General features: G+C 44.4%; 17 protein-coding genes, 1 tRNA gene and 1 pseudogene. 8 read left to right on the top strand and 11 right to left on the bottom strand.

Translation table 11 applies throughout. The features are described 5' to 3' along the window. Nucleotides 1-4: 4 nt before the first annotated feature. From mnmA to rluE, 4 genes are read right to left on the bottom strand one after another with little or no spacing between them, the layout of a single operon-like run. Entirely contained in the window at nucleotides 5-1,111 is a 1,107-nt protein-coding gene (mnmA, locus tag J4728_RS01925) for a tRNA 2-thiouridine(34) synthase MnmA (RefSeq protein ID WP_000004540.1), read from the bottom strand. A gap of 53 nt (nucleotides 1,112-1,164) precedes the next feature. Continuing rightward, the gene (locus tag J4728_RS01930; protein WP_000476071.1) at nucleotides 1,165-1,626 is read right to left on the bottom strand and encodes an NUDIX hydrolase; all 462 of its coding nucleotides are present in this window, start codon (nucleotides 1,624-1,626) and stop codon (nucleotides 1,165-1,167) included. Between the two features lie 11 nt (nucleotides 1,627-1,637). After that, nucleotides 1,638-1,967: a lysozyme inhibitor LprI family protein gene (locus J4728_RS01935; RefSeq protein ID WP_000825956.1), complete on the bottom strand. Its 330-nt coding sequence runs from the start codon at nucleotides 1,965-1,967 to the stop codon at nucleotides 1,638-1,640. Beyond that, nucleotides 1,964-2,629 carry a 23S rRNA pseudouridine(2457) synthase RluE gene (gene rluE / locus J4728_RS01940; RefSeq protein WP_208211015.1) on the bottom strand — a complete coding sequence of 222 codons (666 nt, stop codon included), beginning with the start codon at nucleotides 2,627-2,629 and terminating at the stop codon, nucleotides 1,964-1,966. Before rluE ends, J4728_RS01935 begins: the two co-directional genes overlap by 4 nt. Nucleotides 2,630-2,800: 171 nt before the next feature. Between rluE and icd the strand changes: the two genes are divergently transcribed. The 3 genes and pseudogenes from icd to J4728_RS24250 form a co-directional block, all read left to right on the top strand. Continuing rightward, nucleotides 2,801-4,051: an NADP-dependent isocitrate dehydrogenase gene (gene icd, locus J4728_RS01945; RefSeq protein WP_000444508.1), complete on the top strand. Its 1,251-nt coding sequence runs from the start codon at nucleotides 2,801-2,803 to the stop codon at nucleotides 4,049-4,051. 460 nt (nucleotides 4,052-4,511) lie between these two features. Beyond that, entirely contained in the window at nucleotides 4,512-5,636 is a 1,125-nt protein-coding gene (sopF, locus tag J4728_RS01950) for a type III secretion system effector SopF (protein ID WP_079898940.1), read from the top strand. A 120-nt stretch (nucleotides 5,637-5,756) separates the two neighbouring features. Further along, nucleotides 5,757-5,822, top strand: a pseudogene (locus J4728_RS24250) (phage tail protein); the annotation flags it as partial. Between the two features lie 281 nt (nucleotides 5,823-6,103). On the opposite strand, the gene J4728_RS24145 reads toward J4728_RS24250, so the two are convergent. The 6 genes from J4728_RS24145 to pagD form a co-directional block, all read right to left on the bottom strand. Beyond that, nucleotides 6,104-6,310 (bottom strand): hypothetical protein, encoded by a 207-nt coding sequence (locus J4728_RS24145; RefSeq protein WP_000787626.1) that lies wholly within the window; start codon nucleotides 6,308-6,310, stop codon nucleotides 6,104-6,106. Between the two features lie 321 nt (nucleotides 6,311-6,631). Beyond that, nucleotides 6,632-7,420 (bottom strand): putative envelope lipoprotein EnvF, encoded by a 789-nt coding sequence (envF, locus tag J4728_RS01955; RefSeq protein ID WP_208211018.1) that lies wholly within the window; start codon nucleotides 7,418-7,420, stop codon nucleotides 6,632-6,634. Nucleotides 7,421-7,909: 489 nt separating this feature from the next. Next, nucleotides 7,910-8,149: a virulence protein MsgA gene (gene msgA / locus J4728_RS01960; protein ID WP_000289207.1), complete on the bottom strand. Its 240-nt coding sequence runs from the start codon at nucleotides 8,147-8,149 to the stop codon at nucleotides 7,910-7,912. Between the two features lie 190 nt (nucleotides 8,150-8,339). Further along, nucleotides 8,340-8,861 carry an RICIN domain-containing protein gene (locus tag J4728_RS01965; RefSeq protein ID WP_001532066.1) on the bottom strand — a complete coding sequence of 174 codons (522 nt, stop codon included), beginning with the start codon at nucleotides 8,859-8,861 and terminating at the stop codon, nucleotides 8,340-8,342. Between the two features lie 413 nt (nucleotides 8,862-9,274). Beyond that, the gene (cspF, locus tag J4728_RS01970; protein ID WP_001537306.1) at nucleotides 9,275-9,487 is read right to left on the bottom strand and encodes a cold shock-like protein CspF; all 213 of its coding nucleotides are present in this window, start codon (nucleotides 9,485-9,487) and stop codon (nucleotides 9,275-9,277) included. Nucleotides 9,488-9,618: 131 nt separating this feature from the next. Next, entirely contained in the window at nucleotides 9,619-9,882 is a 264-nt protein-coding gene (gene pagD / locus J4728_RS01975) for a virulence protein PagD (protein WP_012664625.1), read from the bottom strand. Between the two features lie 811 nt (nucleotides 9,883-10,693). On the opposite strand from pagD, the gene pagC reads away from it, so the two are divergent. Continuing rightward, on the top strand, nucleotides 10,694-11,251 hold the full coding sequence (pagC, locus tag J4728_RS01980; RefSeq protein ID WP_208211020.1) for a virulence membrane protein PagC: 558 nt from the start codon (nucleotides 10,694-10,696) through the stop codon (nucleotides 11,249-11,251). Nucleotides 11,252-11,641: 390 nt separating this feature from the next. Next, nucleotides 11,642-11,718 (top strand) — tRNA-Arg (locus J4728_RS01985). A 754-nt stretch (nucleotides 11,719-12,472) separates the two neighbouring features. On the opposite strand, the gene J4728_RS01990 is transcribed toward J4728_RS01985, so the two are convergent. Then, complete coding sequence (locus J4728_RS01990) at nucleotides 12,473-12,817, bottom strand: c-type lysozyme inhibitor (protein WP_000977725.1); 345 nt, start codon at nucleotides 12,815-12,817, stop codon at nucleotides 12,473-12,475. A gap of 702 nt (nucleotides 12,818-13,519) precedes the next feature. Here J4728_RS01990 and J4728_RS01995 point away from each other — a divergent pair. From J4728_RS01995 to J4728_RS02005, 3 genes are all read left to right on the top strand, one after another. Then, nucleotides 13,520-13,747: a hypothetical protein gene (locus J4728_RS01995; protein ID WP_208211022.1), complete on the top strand. Its 228-nt coding sequence runs from the start codon at nucleotides 13,520-13,522 to the stop codon at nucleotides 13,745-13,747. A 196-nt stretch (nucleotides 13,748-13,943) separates the two neighbouring features. Then, the gene (locus J4728_RS02000; protein ID WP_001218118.1) at nucleotides 13,944-14,411 is read left to right on the top strand and encodes an Hsp20 family protein; all 468 of its coding nucleotides are present in this window, start codon (nucleotides 13,944-13,946) and stop codon (nucleotides 14,409-14,411) included. Nucleotides 14,412-14,749: 338 nt separating this feature from the next. After that, nucleotides 14,750-15,793: a sialidase family protein gene (locus tag J4728_RS02005; protein ID WP_023255410.1), complete on the top strand. Its 1,044-nt coding sequence runs from the start codon at nucleotides 14,750-14,752 to the stop codon at nucleotides 15,791-15,793. Nucleotides 15,794-15,841: the final 48 nt, after the last annotated feature.

The raw sequence follows: 15,841 nt of genomic DNA on the forward strand, positions 1-15,841 counted from the left end.
ATAATCAGACCGTCAGCGGCAGTCGCTGCTCGATAATGCCGCCGCCCAGGCAGACTTCGCCGCTGTAAAAGACAGCGGACTGGCCCGGCGTAACGGCGGCAACCGGCTCGTCAAAAATGACCTCGATACGATCGTCATCCAGCGCGTTAATCGTGCACGGAATATCGGTCTGGCGGTAGCGGGTTTTTACCGTACAGCGCAGGGTGCCGGTGAACGGTTCGCGATCGACCCAATGTAGCTGCTGGGCGATGAGGCCTACCGACATCAGGCGTGGGTGCTCATGCCCCTGGGCGACAATTAACACATTGTTTTCAACGTCTTTATCCACCACATACCAGGGGTCTTCGCTACCGTCTTTGGTGCCGCCGATTCCCAGCCCTTTACGCTGACCGAGCGTATGATACATCAGACCCTGATGCTCGCCGATTTCATCGCCGTCAACGGTAATGATTTTCCCCGGCTGCGCAGGCAGATAGCGCCCTAAAAAGTCGCGGAATTTGCGCTCGCCGATAAAGCAGATACCGGTAGAATCTTTTTTCTTGGCGGTTACCAGCCCCAGATCTTCGGCGATTTTACGCACCTGCGGTTTTTCCAGCTCGCCAACCGGGAACAGACTTTGCGCAATCTGCTCATGGCCAAGCGTATAGAGGAAGTAGCTCTGATCTTTGTTACCGTCGAGTCCGCGCAACAACCGGCTTTTGCCGTTTACATCCGCGCGGCGAACGTAGTGACCGGTGGCGATATAGTCGGCGCCTAAATCTTCTGCGGCAAATTCAAGGAAGGCTTTAAATTTGATCTCTTTATTGCACAGAATATCCGGGTTCGGCGTACGGCCCGCTTTGTACTCTTCAAGGAACAGTTCAAAGACGTTATCCCAATATTCTGCGGCAAAATTGACGGTATGCAGTTCAATGCCAAGTTTGTCGCACACGGCCTGCGCGTCAGCCAGATCGGCTGCCGCGGTACAGTATTCCTCACCATCGTCCTCTTCCCAGTTCTTCATGAACAGGCCTTCTACCTGATAACCCTGTTGTTGCAACAGCCAGGCGGAAACGGAGGAATCGACACCGCCGGACATGCCGACGATCACTTTTTTTGGGCTTTCTGACATTGGAATACTCGCGACATTGAACTTCAAGGCGGCGTATTCTACCACGCAGCCCTTTACTTGACACCCTCTGTAAACGGCCAGTTAAATTCGCCCACTATAGATAAGGGGTAACATTGTCCCGTTTGATAACTGCGAATGCTTTCAGCCACCAGCGGAGAACGTAAATTAGGCGCGTTCAGAATCTCGTCGGCGCTCACCCAATGGCAGCAATCGATGTCATTGTCATGGGGGTTGGTCGCGCAAATATGATCAAGCTTGATAGCGAATAAAAAGCGCAGGAACGGGGTTTTATCCGGCGCAATCCACTGATGCATACGGATAAAATACTGTGGTTGTGCCGTGATGCCAGTCTCTTCCCACAGTTCTCGCGCGGCGGCCTGCGCCAGCGTTTCATCTGCCTCCAGGTGTCCGGCAGGTTGATTCCATAACGATTTACCGTTGATGGTCTCTTCCACCACCAGAAATTTATCTTCGGCATGTACGATGCAGGCAACGGTCACGTGCGGCTTGAACATAGGCATCCTTATTAAAGCGGTTTATCAATGTGGTCATAGATCGCGTCAAGCTGTTTCAGACGCTCGTTATAAGCTTTTGTCAGGCAGGTGACATCGGCCTTGCACTGCTGACGCTGTTTAAGCCAGCTCTGCTGGGCGTCCTGCAGCGCGCCGCGACTGCCCATCGCGAACAACCCTTTCAGAAACTGATATTTGGTGTGCATTTCCACGTCTTTATCATTCAGCGTCAGGTGCGCGCAGATAGCTTTTTCATCCGCAGCCTGCGCTTTCTGGCAGTCGAAGCTGGCCGCATTAACGGATAACGGTGTTAATAAAGCAAAAGCTATGAGAAGCCGTTTCATCTGTTTTTCTCCTGTGCGATCTCGCGCCACTGTCCATTATCGAGGCCGTTGAGCGTGTAGTCGCCCATGCTGTAACGAATTAATCGTAGAGTGGGATGACCGACATGCGCTGTCATGCGTCTTACCTGGCGGTTGCGGCCTTCATATAAGGTGATTTTTAGCCAACTGGTGGGAATATTCTTCCGTTCGCGAATCGGCGGGGTGCGCGGCCACAGCCAGTCAGGCTCCGCGACAATCTCAATACCGGCGGGCAGGGTAGGGCCATCGTTGAGCGTGACGCCAGTACGAAGCGCCTGCAGCGCTGCATTATCCGGGATACCTTCTACCTGAACATAGTAAATCTTGCCGGTGCGTTTGCCCGGTTGCGTGAGGCGCGCCTGCAGCGCGCCGTCATTAGTCAGCACCAAAAGCCCTTCGCTGTCGCGGTCCAGGCGGCCTGCGGCATAAACGCCTTGCACAGGAATAAAATCTTTTAACGTGCGGCGACCTGCTTCATCCGTGAACTGCGGCAACACATCGTAAGGTTTATTGAACAAAACCACGCGTTTTGGCTGGTTTTCTTTCCGTGATTTAGATGCTTGTCGTGAGCTGAATCGCTTAACGTAGTGATTTCTAAAAGAAGTTTTTTGCATGGTGTTTTCAGAACTTATTAATTGCCGCATTATAGCGCAATAATGAGTGTCTTTCATGGCGGCAAACAATAGGGTAGTATTGACATGCTCATTACAAAACATTAACAAAAAATTGCTCTAACGCAGTCGTGCAGCAGGACGCCATTGCACATGCAGCGCGATGACAGACGAGCAAACCAGAAGCGCTCGAAGGAGAGGTGAATGGAAAGCAAAGTAGTTGTTCCGGTGGAAGGTAAGAAGATCACCCTGCAAAACGGCAAACTCAACGTTCCTGAGAATCCGATTATCCCGTTTATTGAAGGCGATGGTATCGGTGTTGATGTCACTCCAGCCATGCTTAAAGTGGTCGATGCCGCCGTCGAGAAAGCCTATAAAGGCGAGCGTAAAATTTCCTGGATGGAAATTTACACCGGAGAAAAATCCACACAGGTTTACGGCCAGGATGTCTGGCTTCCCGCTGAAACCCTTGATTTAATTCGTGATTACCGCGTAGCGATTAAAGGTCCGTTGACCACGCCGGTTGGCGGCGGTATCCGCTCTCTGAACGTTGCCCTGCGTCAGGAGCTTGACCTGTACGTTTGTCTGCGTCCCGTTCGCTACTATCAGGGCACGCCAAGTCCGGTGAAACATCCGGAGCTGACCGATATGGTCATCTTCCGTGAAAACTCTGAAGACATCTACGCCGGAATTGAATGGAAAGCTGACTCTGCAGACGCTGAGAAAGTGATCAAGTTTCTGCGCGAAGAGATGGGCGTGAAGAAAATTCGCTTCCCGGAGCACTGCGGTATCGGTATCAAACCGTGTTCTGAAGAAGGCACTAAACGTCTGGTTCGCGCGGCGATTGAATACGCTATTACCAACGATCGCGATTCCGTTACGCTGGTACATAAAGGCAATATCATGAAGTTCACCGAAGGCGCGTTTAAAGACTGGGGCTACCAGTTGGCGCGCGACGAGTTCGGCGGTGAGCTTATTGACGGCGGTCCGTGGCTGAAAATTAAGAACCCGAACACGGGTAAAGAGATCGTGGTTAAAGACGTTATCGCCGATGCGTTCCTGCAACAGATCCTGTTGCGTCCGGCGGAATACGACGTTATCGCCTGTATGAACCTGAACGGTGACTATATTTCCGATGCCCTGGCGGCTCAGGTTGGCGGTATCGGTATTGCACCGGGTGCGAATATCGGCGACGAATGCGCGTTGTTTGAAGCGACTCACGGGACTGCGCCGAAATATGCGGGCCAGGATAAAGTCAACCCAGGCTCCATTATTCTGTCTGCGGAGATGATGCTGCGCCACATGCAGTGGTTCGAAGCCGCAGACCTGATTGTTAAAGGTATGGAAGGCGCGATTGCCGCGAAGACCGTGACCTATGACTTTGAACGCCTGATGGAAGGCGCTAAGCTGCTGAAATGTAGTGAGTTTGGTGACGCGATTATCGCAAATATGTAATAACGATAATTGTTAAAAACTAAAACGGGGACTTAACGTCCCTGTTTTTATTATTAGTATTCGAACGGTTATCAAAACTTTATCAAAAAAATTTATCAAAACTCCCTCAATTCAGACCGCAATAGTAGTTCATCCTTTACCCCGATCGTCATGATAACCTGAGACCCCCCTGAAAGCTGATAGTTACCGATTTTGATTGTAGTGGTTTTCTTTATAATGTGTGGTTTGGCTATTTTTTGAAAGTGCCTTACCAGATTTATTGTTATTATCAGGATAATTTTTTAATAAAAAGTGATGGTTTATTGACTACAATAGTGGGTAGGTTAAGTATTTTATAAAATTATTAGCATGCTTTATTTGCTTTTCTACAAGGCTGCTAAGAAGTGTTGAAATATCAGCCTGATAAAGAATACGTCAGCGAAAGTGAATGCTATATTAGTCATAAAAATTCAGGAGACATATGCTCAAACCTATCTGCCATAGTGGAAGTATAAAGGTTCCGGAATATCTGGAAACAGATAAGGAAAAAAATGCCGGACGTACTCCACTGTCTTCAGACATTCAGCAAGTTAGAAATGTTGTTGAAGATGTTCCGCCATTTCCAGAAAGCAGAACGGCGAGAGGTTCTGTAAGCGCAGCGTACAGGCTTTCTTTTGACGAAGTGTTTTGCGGTCTCAGCAATGAAGAGCGTAAAAAGGTGTATGGTCGCCTTTTTGGAAAACAAGTACTTGCGCATATTCATTCCAGGTGTCAGCGCGACGCTGACATAATAAGAGAAAAAGCGCTCAGGCGGATAAGTCGTGAGTGTGGTACCGAAATAGATTGCACTCTCTTGCTAAATAAGATGGTGGATATTTTACAAAATGCCCGGCTGACAATAAATTTTAATGCGGCAAAAATTGACTTTGTCTCTCTCTTAAAAAATAAAGAATATCTGAACTCTTATGCATTAGGTTGCAGACCAGGAGATTTACCTGCTTATAATGTCGGACGTGATTCAGTTGAAACTAAAGCATTTGAACTGGAGAGGCTTGCAGATTCACCTTATGCCCCATATGGTCAGACAGGCGGTTTTTCCGTAGCATATACTCCCAACAGTAGAACTTTTAGCCCTACAAGCAGACCAATTTATGCTGCACTGGACTTTCTGAACGGTGAAAATGGAGGTGCCAGCGCCTATGGGAAATCATTTTTTGAATTAAATGATAATGTAAAAACAAATTGTACATTATCACCTTTTGATATCTACGGCCACAGATTTGGCCTGGATACGAGTAAATTATCTACATTTTGGCATATGGAGAACCTGATTGCATCCTGTCAAAATGATTTTTTTGGTTATAATTGCTTTAAGAGTTTGGTTAAAATGGCTAAGGGCGAAAAATTTTTAGCTCATTCTAATTATGGTACAGGCTATGAAGGGAATTATATAGAGGCTCATATCCATGGTGATGTGTGCTTATTTAGAGATATAAAACACGTTTATTTGTCTTTGCAAGAAAACTCTTACTCGGAAAGTCAACTATATGATTATGCAAAACAAATAAACCAGGCGCTTAATAGAGACTGCATAATATTATATTGACAAGCTTATTATCAGTCTCTTTAAAAGAGCTTTAAATGATCATGAGCGCATACTTCTTGAGGTAGGCAGTAACTGCTTTTATATTTATTATCTCAGGACCGTTCTGGCAGATACTTGGGTGGCGCTCCAGTATGGCCTGGCAAAATAGAGGAATATGGACCAGCAGAAGCGCCTGCTGGCTGCTTTTCACTTAAAATGCTGGACTTCACCGGCGCTACAGATACAGATGAAGCTACTTTCACAGTCATCAGGTGTCCTGCATTACCACAGGAGTGATTTACTGGCTATCGATATTCCTGCTCATATCAATGACAGTATTTCGCTCTTTCCCGTACATTGCTCTCCCGACCAGCTCACGGTCCAGTACATGACAGTCCTTTTCCACTTCGCTACGCCTAATTTTTTGTTTTTTAGTTGCTCTGTTTTATTGCGCTGAATTTGTACCTCAAAACAATAATCTTAAATACTTATTTGAATGTTTTTTTTATGATTTTTTCACGAAATGAGTAAAAAACAAAATGAAGAATGATATAAATAATTAATGCAATAAAAAATGATATCACACCAATTGATGGTCCTGTTTTGTATACGAATAACATGCATAAAAATATAGCAAATAGATCAAGGGAAATATCCGCGATGAAATCAGTAATTATTTTGAAAAAATTCTTCATATTACCTCTTTAAAATATCTATTTTATTCATCATCTTTAGGTCGGGCAGTGCTCGAAATTCTCACGTACAACGTATACGCTCCGGTTTCTGCGCGCTGCCCGGCTTCACACTGGCTCCAACAAGTACGCCCGCTGGAATAGATTCCTGGCGTCACATAACTTCACCTGGTTATCCACAAAAGACTCAATAAATAAACATCTTGAGTACGAAAAATTACAGTGTCAGAGAATGAAATAGCGATTCGCTGTCTTCAAGCAGTGCCTTAGTACCTGGCACGCGCTCTTTCGCGCTATAATTTTTATCAATGTTTGTATCGCCTGCTATTTTTTAAATATCTGCTGTCTTTCGTTCATCTTTTCAGCTGCTTTTTTACGCTGACTTTCAATGTCTTTTCTCGATTGTTCAACAAGTTGCTGTGCTTTTTCGGCTTCTTTTTTTGGGTCGAAAGGTTCTTTGATCTCATATCCGGCAATAGAACCATCCTTATTTAAGGTCATTACCGCACGTGCTGTATTTTTAGCAGTGATGGTAATGTCATAGACGAATTCGCCATTATGAGCTATCTCTGCTCGTACAACGATATCGCTATCTTCCGTAACGGAAATGATGCCACTGGCGTTAGCGCGTTTAATTGTTTCCTGAATACGCTCTGGTATAATGCTGAAATTGATCGAGTCGAATTTGAATAAAGCCTCTTTTAGTGCTTCTTGTTTTTGCTCCTCTGTTATAGTGCCAAAGATGGTTAAGTTGACAGGCGAAGGTCCCCCCCAGTAGCCGTTGTTAAATTTAAACATCTCTACTTTAGCAGGGGTGTTAACGCTTTGTCGAATGAATGAATACCCGCCCTTGAAGAAACGGACTTCAATAATCGCAAGATTGGCTCCACCTTTTGCGTTGATATTGGCAATAGCTTTTTGCATTTCGGCTTTGTCGTAAAAGAACATTGATTGCTGGTGCTCTTTTTGCTGGATTTTTTGCATGTATTTCTCTTGATTTTTTTCAGCTTCCGCCATGGCATCTTTATCGTTATCACAGGCGCTAATTAGAGTTGCCGCGATGAAGGTAATCGGAAGTAAGAGATTTTTATATGTAACATGTATTTTATTCATGTGAAGTATTTCCCTTTTTTATATAAAATAGATAGTCTTGACTGGTCGAGACTATCCTGGAAACATAGTAATAATGCGTGTGCATATCTGCAGTAAGTTTTAGTTATGCTGGTTTTATTTCGGATTTTTACCTGTTACTTTTTGTTCGTAAATAGGTATTTTACGTATTGATGATAAGTTTAGAACCTATCCCAGTAGGCGTAATCGTTAAAGCCAGTTTGGCGAATAAAAGAGTCTAATGGGATAGGCTCTTAATAAACAACAAAACCAAACGTACTTTCAGATTTCAGGCTGGAATGCGCACAGCTGATTGTTGATAAGGGCTACTCATACCGACAGGCCAGTGAAGCGATGAATGTCGGTTCCACATACCGGTCTGAGGTATCAACAACAACATGTTCTGAGTGGTAGCGTTTGCGTTATATCGTCACAGACAGCGCCTCAGGGCGCTGTTTTCGATCGGACATGTCGCTTTCGCAGGAGGGGACGTTATTCGGCGACCAGCCACATATCAGCCTCTTCAAACATCTCTTCCAGCATACGGTGCAGCCGTTCTTTCTCGGTTTTTGTACAGTCACTGTTTAATGCGTTCGCCTGCATTGGCTTAACTTTCACTTGCGCATCGGGAAAAAGTTGATGTACGCGTTTTGTGAGTTCATTGAGGATGATTTCGCGTGCGCCTGGCAAACCTTCAACATTTCGCTTGTCATAAACGAGTTCGACGTACATCGCCATTTCCTTTTTACTGGTTGGATGACCAGTATTTAAGCTGGGTATATAACTGGTGTCAAGGTTTAGCCGCCGTTTTGTCATCCTGACGTTGCGGACGTAAAGTAAATTGATCGCACGTGGAAGTAAAGGTCGCTAACCTGTTGTCGTGTCAAGAGGTTAGCGGCACTCTCTTCACAGCGGTGTCCTGCTACCTGATGGTAAATTCCAGGGCGCGACTAAAATCGCAATCGGCCAACACAACAGGGTCGCCTTTTCTGACAATAATGCTATTTGTGCCCAGGCATTTTCGGCTCTGTTTCCCCTTAATTTTGTTATCATCAGTGAGCCAGCGCTGGTTATCATTACCCGTGCATGAATAAAGAATGATTGGTGTGCCTTCTTTTGTACCTTGTCCTGCGGCATCCAGACATTTCTCACCCTGCGTGATTCTGTCTCGGTGAAATGAGAAAAGCTGAGATTGCACATGCTTACACTCCCGCAGCGTCAAACGATTCTGTTGATCTGGGCCTGTATCAAGGCACAGACCATCAGTTGTCCGAATTTGTTCCGCGTCATTTATGTAATAACCACCGGAATTAATCTGGTTTTGTGTAATGACCGGGAACGACAAATTAATACTATAAGGTGTGGGTAAGCCGTTCGTCGTACATCCACATAAAATAGAGGAGAGGCAGAGAACCAGTGTGGTTTTTCCTGAAAGCAAAGTCATTCAATTATTACCCTAAAAATAAATAGCGTTACAACTATATTGGCGATTTATACCCACTGAATATGACGTAGCATTGAGCGGCAATAGAGATAATTCCGATAGAATCACATAAATACTTCGGTTAAATGCGCGCAGCCAGCCACTCCTGTGACGATGAGTATATAGCGTTAAATACTTTTGCAATATTAGATATTATCACAGTGAAAAACGGCTGTACATTTCTTCACGTTAAACAAAGTGAGAAGGGGGGCACCCGATATATGATAAAAGAGGTCACAGGAGTCATTAGCAAAATAAATCCTTTAGATTTTCGCCACTGAAAACATTCTGCAGCCTTTCAGGCAAAGCCTCATAGCAGACTGCGGAGGTATACGTACTCGCTAAATTTTTCTGAAAAAATGCCGAGTAACGAATTATGAAAGATAAACGTTGGCGGCGGTAGGTCCGCGGAGGCCATTAATACGACAAAACTCAACGCGTATACCGGGGATAAGCGCTTCTGTTTCGTGTTGGCGACATGCTGAGATGTGGACCTGAACATCTTTGCGTCCATCGGAGGGGGTGATGAGACCTTTACCGCTCTTACAATCAAAGGTTTTGACAATTCCTGTCATTTTACGAGACAAACAAATTCCTTAATGGGGATAACGAGGCGCACTATACACGTCAGGAAAAATAATGCCAGCTATATTTGATGACAATCAAGATTTCCGGGTGGCTAAAAGTAGTCGTTCGGCATCATTGTAGATAAATAACATTATGTTCTGGAGAGAGTATTCCCTTTCCTGGCGTCATTGACTGGGGCGGACATCATGGGTTTTGTCGTCGGGCAGGACGGTGAACTAATCTGCCTGGCTTGCTTTTTATCAGTATTTGTAGGTGGTTGCGGGGTTTTACTACCAAAATCGTAGATAAAAATATCCCATGATGCCTGTTGTAAACCAGAACAATGGCCTGAACTGGCCAAAACATGGAATGAAAAAATAAGTAATGACCAAAGCATAAAAGCATGATGTTTCATAGCACCTCCTGTTATATATAATGACTTGTGAAGTTCATCTCCTGAATTATGGAACGTCATTGACATTTTTTATTCAACGAAGAGTTAACCACTCTTAATAATAATGGGTTTTATAGCGAAATAGACTTTTTTATCGCGTATTCAATATTTGCGTTAGTTATTATTTTTTTGGAATGTAAATTCTCTCTAAACACAGGTGATATTTATGTTGGAATTGTGGTGTTGATTCTATTCTTATAATATAACAAGAAATGTTGTAACTGATAGATATATTAAAAGATTAAATCGGAGCGGGAATAAAGCGTGCTAAGCATCATCGTGAATATGATTACAGCGCCTGCGATGGCATATAACCGTATTGCGGCTGGAGCGTCACGTGAGGACTGTGAAGCACAATGCGATATGTTCTGATTATATGGCGAGTTTGCTTAATGACATGTTTTTAGCCGAACGGTGTCAAGTTTCTTAATGTGGTTGTGAGATTTTCTCTTTAAATATCAAAATGTTGCATGGGTGATTTGTTGTTCTATAGTGGCTAAACACTTTATGGTTTCTGTTAAATATATATGCGTGAGAAAAATTAGCATTCAAATCTATAAAAGTTAGATGACATTGTAGAACCGGTTACCTAAATGAGCGATAGAGTGCTTCGGTAGTAAAAATATCTTTCAGGAAGTAAACACATCAGGAGCGATAGCGGTGAATTATTCGTGGTTTTGTCGATTCGGCATAGTGGCGATAACTGAATGCCGGATCGGTACTGCAGGTGTTTAAACACACCGTAAATAATAAGTAGTATTAAGGAGTTGTTATGAAAAATATTATTTTATCCACTTTAGTTATTACTACAAGCGTTTTGGTTGTAAATGTTGTACAGGCCGATACTAACGCCTTTTCCGTGGGGTATGCACAAAGTAAAGTTCAGGATTTCAAAAATATCCGAGGGGTAAATGTGAAATACCGTTATGAGGATGACTCTCCGGTAAGTTTTATTTCCTCGCTAAGTTACTTATATGGAGACAGACAGGCTTCCGGGTCTGTTGAGCCTGAAGGTATTCATTACCATGACAAGTTTGAGGTGAAGTACGGTTCTTTAATGGTTGGGCCAGCCTATCGATTGTCTGACAATTTTTCGTTATACGCGCTGGCGGGTGTCGGCACGGTAAAGGCGACATTTAAAGAACATTCCACTCAGGATGGCGATTCTTTTTCTAACAAAATTTCCTCAAGGAAAACGGGATTTGCCTGGGGCGCGGGTGTACAGATGAATCCGCTGGAGAATATCGTCGTCGATGTTGGGTATGAAGGAAGCAACATCTCCTCTACAAAAATAAACGGCTTCAACGTCGGGGTTGGATACCGTTTCTGAAAAGCATAAGCTATGCGGAAGGTTCGCCTTCCGCACCGCCAGTCACAAAACAGGGCTTCTTTACCAGTAACACGTACCTGCCTGTCTTTTCTCTCTTCGTCATAGTGACGCTGTACATAACATCTCACCAGCATAAGCACAGATAAGGGGTTGTGGTAAGCAATCAAGGTTGCTCAGGTAGGTGATAAGCAGGAAGGAAAATCTGGTGTAAATAACGCCAGATCTCACAAGATTCACTCTGAAAAATTTTCCTGGAATTAATCACAATGTCATCAAGATTTTGTGACCGCCTTCGCATATTGTACCTGCCGTTGAACGACTACTGAAAAGTAGCAAGGTATGTATTTTATCCAGGAGAGCGCCTTTTTTGCGCCTGGCAGAAGTCCCCAGCCGCCACTAGCTCAGCTGGATAGAGCATCAACCTCCTAAGTTGATGGTGCGAGGTTCGAGGCCTCGGTGGCGGTCCAATGTGGTTATCGTATAATGTTATTACCTCAGTGTCAGGCTGATGATGTGGGTTCGACTCCCACTGACCACTTCAGTTTTGAATAAGTATTGTCTTGCAATCCTGTTACAGAATAATTTCATTTATTACGTGACAAGATAGTCATTTATAAAAAATGCACAAAAATGTTATTGTCTTTTATTACTTGTGAGTTGTAGATTTTTCTTATGCGGTGAATCCCCCTTTGCGGCGGGGCGTCCAGTCAAATAGTTAATGTTCCTCGCGAACCATATTGACTGTGGTATGGTTCACCGGGAGGCACCCGGCACCGCAATTTTTTATAAAATAAAATTCACACCCTATGGTTCAGAGCGGTGTCTTTTTACATCAGGTGGGCAAGCATAATGCAGGTTAACTTGAAAGATACGATCAATAGCAGAAACCAGTGATTTCGTTTATGGCCTGGGGATTTAACCGCGCCAGAGCGTATGCAAGACCCTGGCGCGGTTGGCCGGTGATCGTTCAATAGTGCGAATATGAATGGTTACCAGCCGCTGCGAATTCTACCTGGGTCACTTAATAAAGCAAAACATTTAAACGCTCAACAACGACAATTCAGACAGTTCGAACTTTTCTTTAAAAATAGGATTAACCATGCTTAAAAGTGGTTACTAATTAGCCATTATACTACGGTAGTGATTCACATATTCTTTAACGTTACGTTACAGGAAGGTTGAAGTGGAAATGCCTGATGAGTCTTCAGGCATTTCTTAAGGTTAGTTAGCTAAGGAACAGTTACTGAGAACAGGTTTATCATCACCTTCCACCAGTTCAGCCGTTTTGCCTTTGGTATAAAGTTTATAAGTATAATTTTTGTCTATGGCTTCGTAATTTGCTCCGGAGGCCATTTTCATTAACCGCATCGGGATCATCTCGTTTACCTGACTGATAATCGCATAGGCGTTTCCAGCCTCGGTGTTGACGTAAATCACCTCCATAACCTGGTTATCATTACAGGTGTATATAGATTTAGAAATCTCCTGCGAAGCTGCTATAGAGGTGGTACTGGCGCTAAGCGCAGCGAGAAAGAGGGTAAATGGGATCAATTTACGTTTCATCATTAGTATCCTTTGTGCATAAAATTGTCGTTAATTCCCTGAAGAACGGGAGATAAAGCGGCATCAATACGATGAATGCTGTAGTATTCCTGTTTACTGACGAAAAGTGCGCCAGAAAAGCGTATTATAATTTATCCATCACTGACATATGTGATGAGTAGACAAATCTTAAAATCATAAACTATAGGCTGCAAATCATTATGGTGCGATAGAAAATGATTGTCACCACTGCTCAATACTATGGCATAAAAACCGAAGAAAACGGTACTGTTCACTGTCTCGTTTCATACGGTATCTGTCAGTGAAACTATTTCTTCAAATGATGGTCTTTTTATTATCGATCAGATAATGGCATCAACAGGGGTTATTCAGGAGTATATGTGAAAAAGTGGCTTATAGGAGGGATATTGATCGCAAGTTTTCTGACCGGTTGTCTGATGTGGCACAACATTGATAAATGGTTTAATAAAGATATCGAATTTTTCTACGTCGGAGACGATAGCTAAAATTCCAGTCAGTTGGCAACGGGTGTCATATCTTCAGGTATGGCGCCCGGAGCCGCCGGGCGCAAATTGTAGGTGTATAAAAGTCATTTCATTAAAATTTTAGCGACAACATGGACAGTCACTACCGCGTGCTAACGGCCCTCTGAAGTCACAAGATGAATAAGCCAGTTTTTTGTTTCAGCGGTGACTGAAACATATTTTGTTCCTGGTGGTCTTACCGCCAGTTGCTGAAAAAGACAACGATAATGTAACTGTTGCAGAGACTGACGAATACGACGACCGTGAATTTTATTTTTGGCGACCATATTTCCTCCCAAAAGGCCGCCCGAAGGCGGCGCTGGGTTTGATAATGGAGAAGGGCGTTGGTCACTGCCATAACCAACCTGTATACATTAATGCAATTGATAATCATTATCAATTGGGCTGATGGAGAAAAATTGTAAAGATGAAGGGACAGCGGAAATGGCAATGAACGGGATGAGACTTTCGTTAACCACTTAAATTCGTGACTAAAAAAAGGCTTTTATAGACTTGAAAATGTTTTTCCCGTCCCTATGTAGTCAGTGGACAAGCAATGCTTGCCTTGATGTTGAACTTTTGAATAGTGATTCAGGAGGTTAATGATGGCACTCAGAACCTTGTCAGCACTTCCCGTGTTTGCTGATTCTCTTTTCTCTGACCGTTTCAACCGTATTGATAGACTTTTCAGTCAATTAACAGGAGATACGCCAGTCGCTGCGACGCCAGCTTACGATCTGCAAAAGCGCGATGCGAATAACTATCTGCTTACCGTGAGCGTTCCTGGCTGGAAAGAGGAAGAGCTTGAAATTGAAACGGTTGGCGGCAACCTGAATATTACGGGTAAACACACTGAAGAGACGGTAGAGGATCAGACGCACTGGATTTATCGTGGTATTCGTAAGGCGGATTTCCAGTTGAGTTTTTCTTTGCCTGAACATGCTAAGGTGAATAATGCGAAACTGGAACAGGGCCTCTTGTTGGTCGAGATTTACCAGGAGATCCCTGAAAGCGAGAAACCGAAAAAAATTGCCATAGAAAGCAAACCAAAGGCGATTGAACATAAATCATAAAAGCATTAATGGAGGCCCGTTTAGACGGGCCTTCATTGTCTGTAGCGAAAAGTATCCCGTCATGCTTGTAGGCACAGATCGCTAAATATTATAGCCCTGACCTCTATATTATCCCGTGCCACTGATCTCGTCGCCATTGGACGGCGGTAAGTTGGAATTATCCGCGAGGTCAGTCCAATTTTTGTCCACTCTCGACATTCTGCCTGTTATGGGCGCGATACCTGAACATAAATTCGTATAGCGGTTGATCGTTTTCACCGCGTTGATGCTATTTCTGCTAACACTACTTTCATACGTAAAAAAGCTGATGCTTTTTACCTTATTTAATAGAGGCAGGTATGAAATTAACGCTCGTCAATCGACAGGTCATTTTACCGGAAAGCGGAACCGAGTCCTTCCAGTGTCATGCCTCTACGCTTGTTCGCCTACCGTGCGGTACGCTCGTGGCCGCATGGTTCGCGGGGTTGTGCGAAGGAAGCGAAGATACAGCCATCTGGCTATCTCGCTATGAACATAATATCTGGACAACACCGCAGCGAGTGGTGGCACGCGAGGGGGAAGCGCACTGGAATCCGGTGTTATTTTACCCGTCGGATAAATTGTGGTTATTTTATAAAGTAGGCAGCGGCGTACACGTGTGGAAAACCTGGTTTATCACCTCCAGCGATCGAGGATTTACCTGGAGTACGCCAGCTCCGTTGGTCAACGGTGATATTTTGCCGCGCGGTCCCGTGAAAAATAAACTCCTGCTGGCATCAAATGGCGCCTGGATTGCGCCAGGGTCGATTGAAAGTCCTGAACGGTGGAGGGCATTTGTGGATCGATCCTCTGACGAAGGAAAACACTGGAATATCTCTTTTGTTCCGCTGGAGCCTGATAACGCTATTTCCGGGACAAACGTAGCGTTGTGGGATGGTGTAAAAAAGGGGGTGTTGTGGGAATGTTGTCTGGAAAACCTCCTGCGCTGGGATGGCGTTATTCAGCCTACGCTGTGGGAGTCTTCTCCGGGGCATATCCATATGTTGTTACGAAGCACACGCGGGGCAATTTTTCGCAGTGATTCAATCGACTATGGCGCTACCTGGTCTGTTGCCCGCGCGACATCTTTACCGAATAATAATAGTGGTATCGATCTGGTTAGTATGCAGGACGGTACGCTGATTCTTGCGTTAAATCCGGTCAACGGCAACTGGGGAAAGCGCTATCCGCTTTCACTGATTGCTTCCCAGGATAATGGCGAATCATGGCTACCGCTACTGGACCTGGAAAGTGACCACGGTGAGTATTCTTATCCCGCTATTATTAGCGAGGGCGGCGTCGTACATATCACCTACACGTGGAACCGGAAAAATATCGTATATTGTCGATTACAAACGGTATAAGGCGCTATCAGTCGAAACCGATAGCGCTGGAATAATAATGCCTTGCCC

It is taken from the genome of Salmonella sp. 32070601201500089SM, from assembly GCF_017573605.1.
GTDB classification, from domain to species: Bacteria; Pseudomonadota; Gammaproteobacteria; order Enterobacterales; family Enterobacteriaceae; genus Salmonella; species Salmonella enterica.

Bases quoted from the DNA above. Each gene is read 5' to 3' on its own strand.
- mnmA (WP_000004540.1), bottom strand. From the start codon at position 1,111: ATGTCAGAAAGCCCAAAAAAAGTGATCGTCGGCATGTCCGGCGGTGTC.
- J4728_RS01930 (WP_000476071.1), bottom strand. From the start codon at position 1,626: ATGTTCAAGCCGCACGTGACCGTTGCCTGCATCGTACATGCCGAAGAT.
- J4728_RS01935 (WP_000825956.1), bottom strand. From the start codon at position 1,967: ATGAAACGGCTTCTCATAGCTTTTGCTTTATTAACACCGTTATCCGTT.
- rluE (WP_208211015.1), bottom strand. From the start codon at position 2,629: ATGCGGCAATTAATAAGTTCTGAAAACACCATGCAAAAAACTTCTTTT.
- icd (WP_000444508.1), top strand. From the start codon at position 2,801: ATGGAAAGCAAAGTAGTTGTTCCGGTGGAAGGTAAGAAGATCACCCTG.
- sopF (WP_079898940.1), top strand. From the start codon at position 4,512: ATGCTCAAACCTATCTGCCATAGTGGAAGTATAAAGGTTCCGGAATAT.
- J4728_RS24145 (WP_000787626.1), bottom strand. From the start codon at position 6,310: ATGAAGAATTTTTTCAAAATAATTACTGATTTCATCGCGGATATTTCC.
- envF (WP_208211018.1), bottom strand. From the start codon at position 7,420: ATGAATAAAATACATGTTACATATAAAAATCTCTTACTTCCGATTACC.
- msgA (WP_000289207.1), bottom strand. From the start codon at position 8,149: ATGTACGTCGAACTCGTTTATGACAAGCGAAATGTTGAAGGTTTGCCA.
- J4728_RS01965 (WP_001532066.1), bottom strand. From the start codon at position 8,861: ATGACTTTGCTTTCAGGAAAAACCACACTGGTTCTCTGCCTCTCCTCT.
- pagD (WP_012664625.1), bottom strand. From the start codon at position 9,882: ATGAAACATCATGCTTTTATGCTTTGGTCATTACTTATTTTTTCATTC.
- pagC (WP_208211020.1), top strand. From the start codon at position 10,694: ATGAAAAATATTATTTTATCCACTTTAGTTATTACTACAAGCGTTTTG.
- J4728_RS01990 (WP_000977725.1), bottom strand. From the start codon at position 12,817: ATGATGAAACGTAAATTGATCCCATTTACCCTCTTTCTCGCTGCGCTT.
- J4728_RS02000 (WP_001218118.1), top strand. From the start codon at position 13,944: ATGGCACTCAGAACCTTGTCAGCACTTCCCGTGTTTGCTGATTCTCTT.
- J4728_RS02005 (WP_023255410.1), top strand. From the start codon at position 14,750: ATGAAATTAACGCTCGTCAATCGACAGGTCATTTTACCGGAAAGCGGA.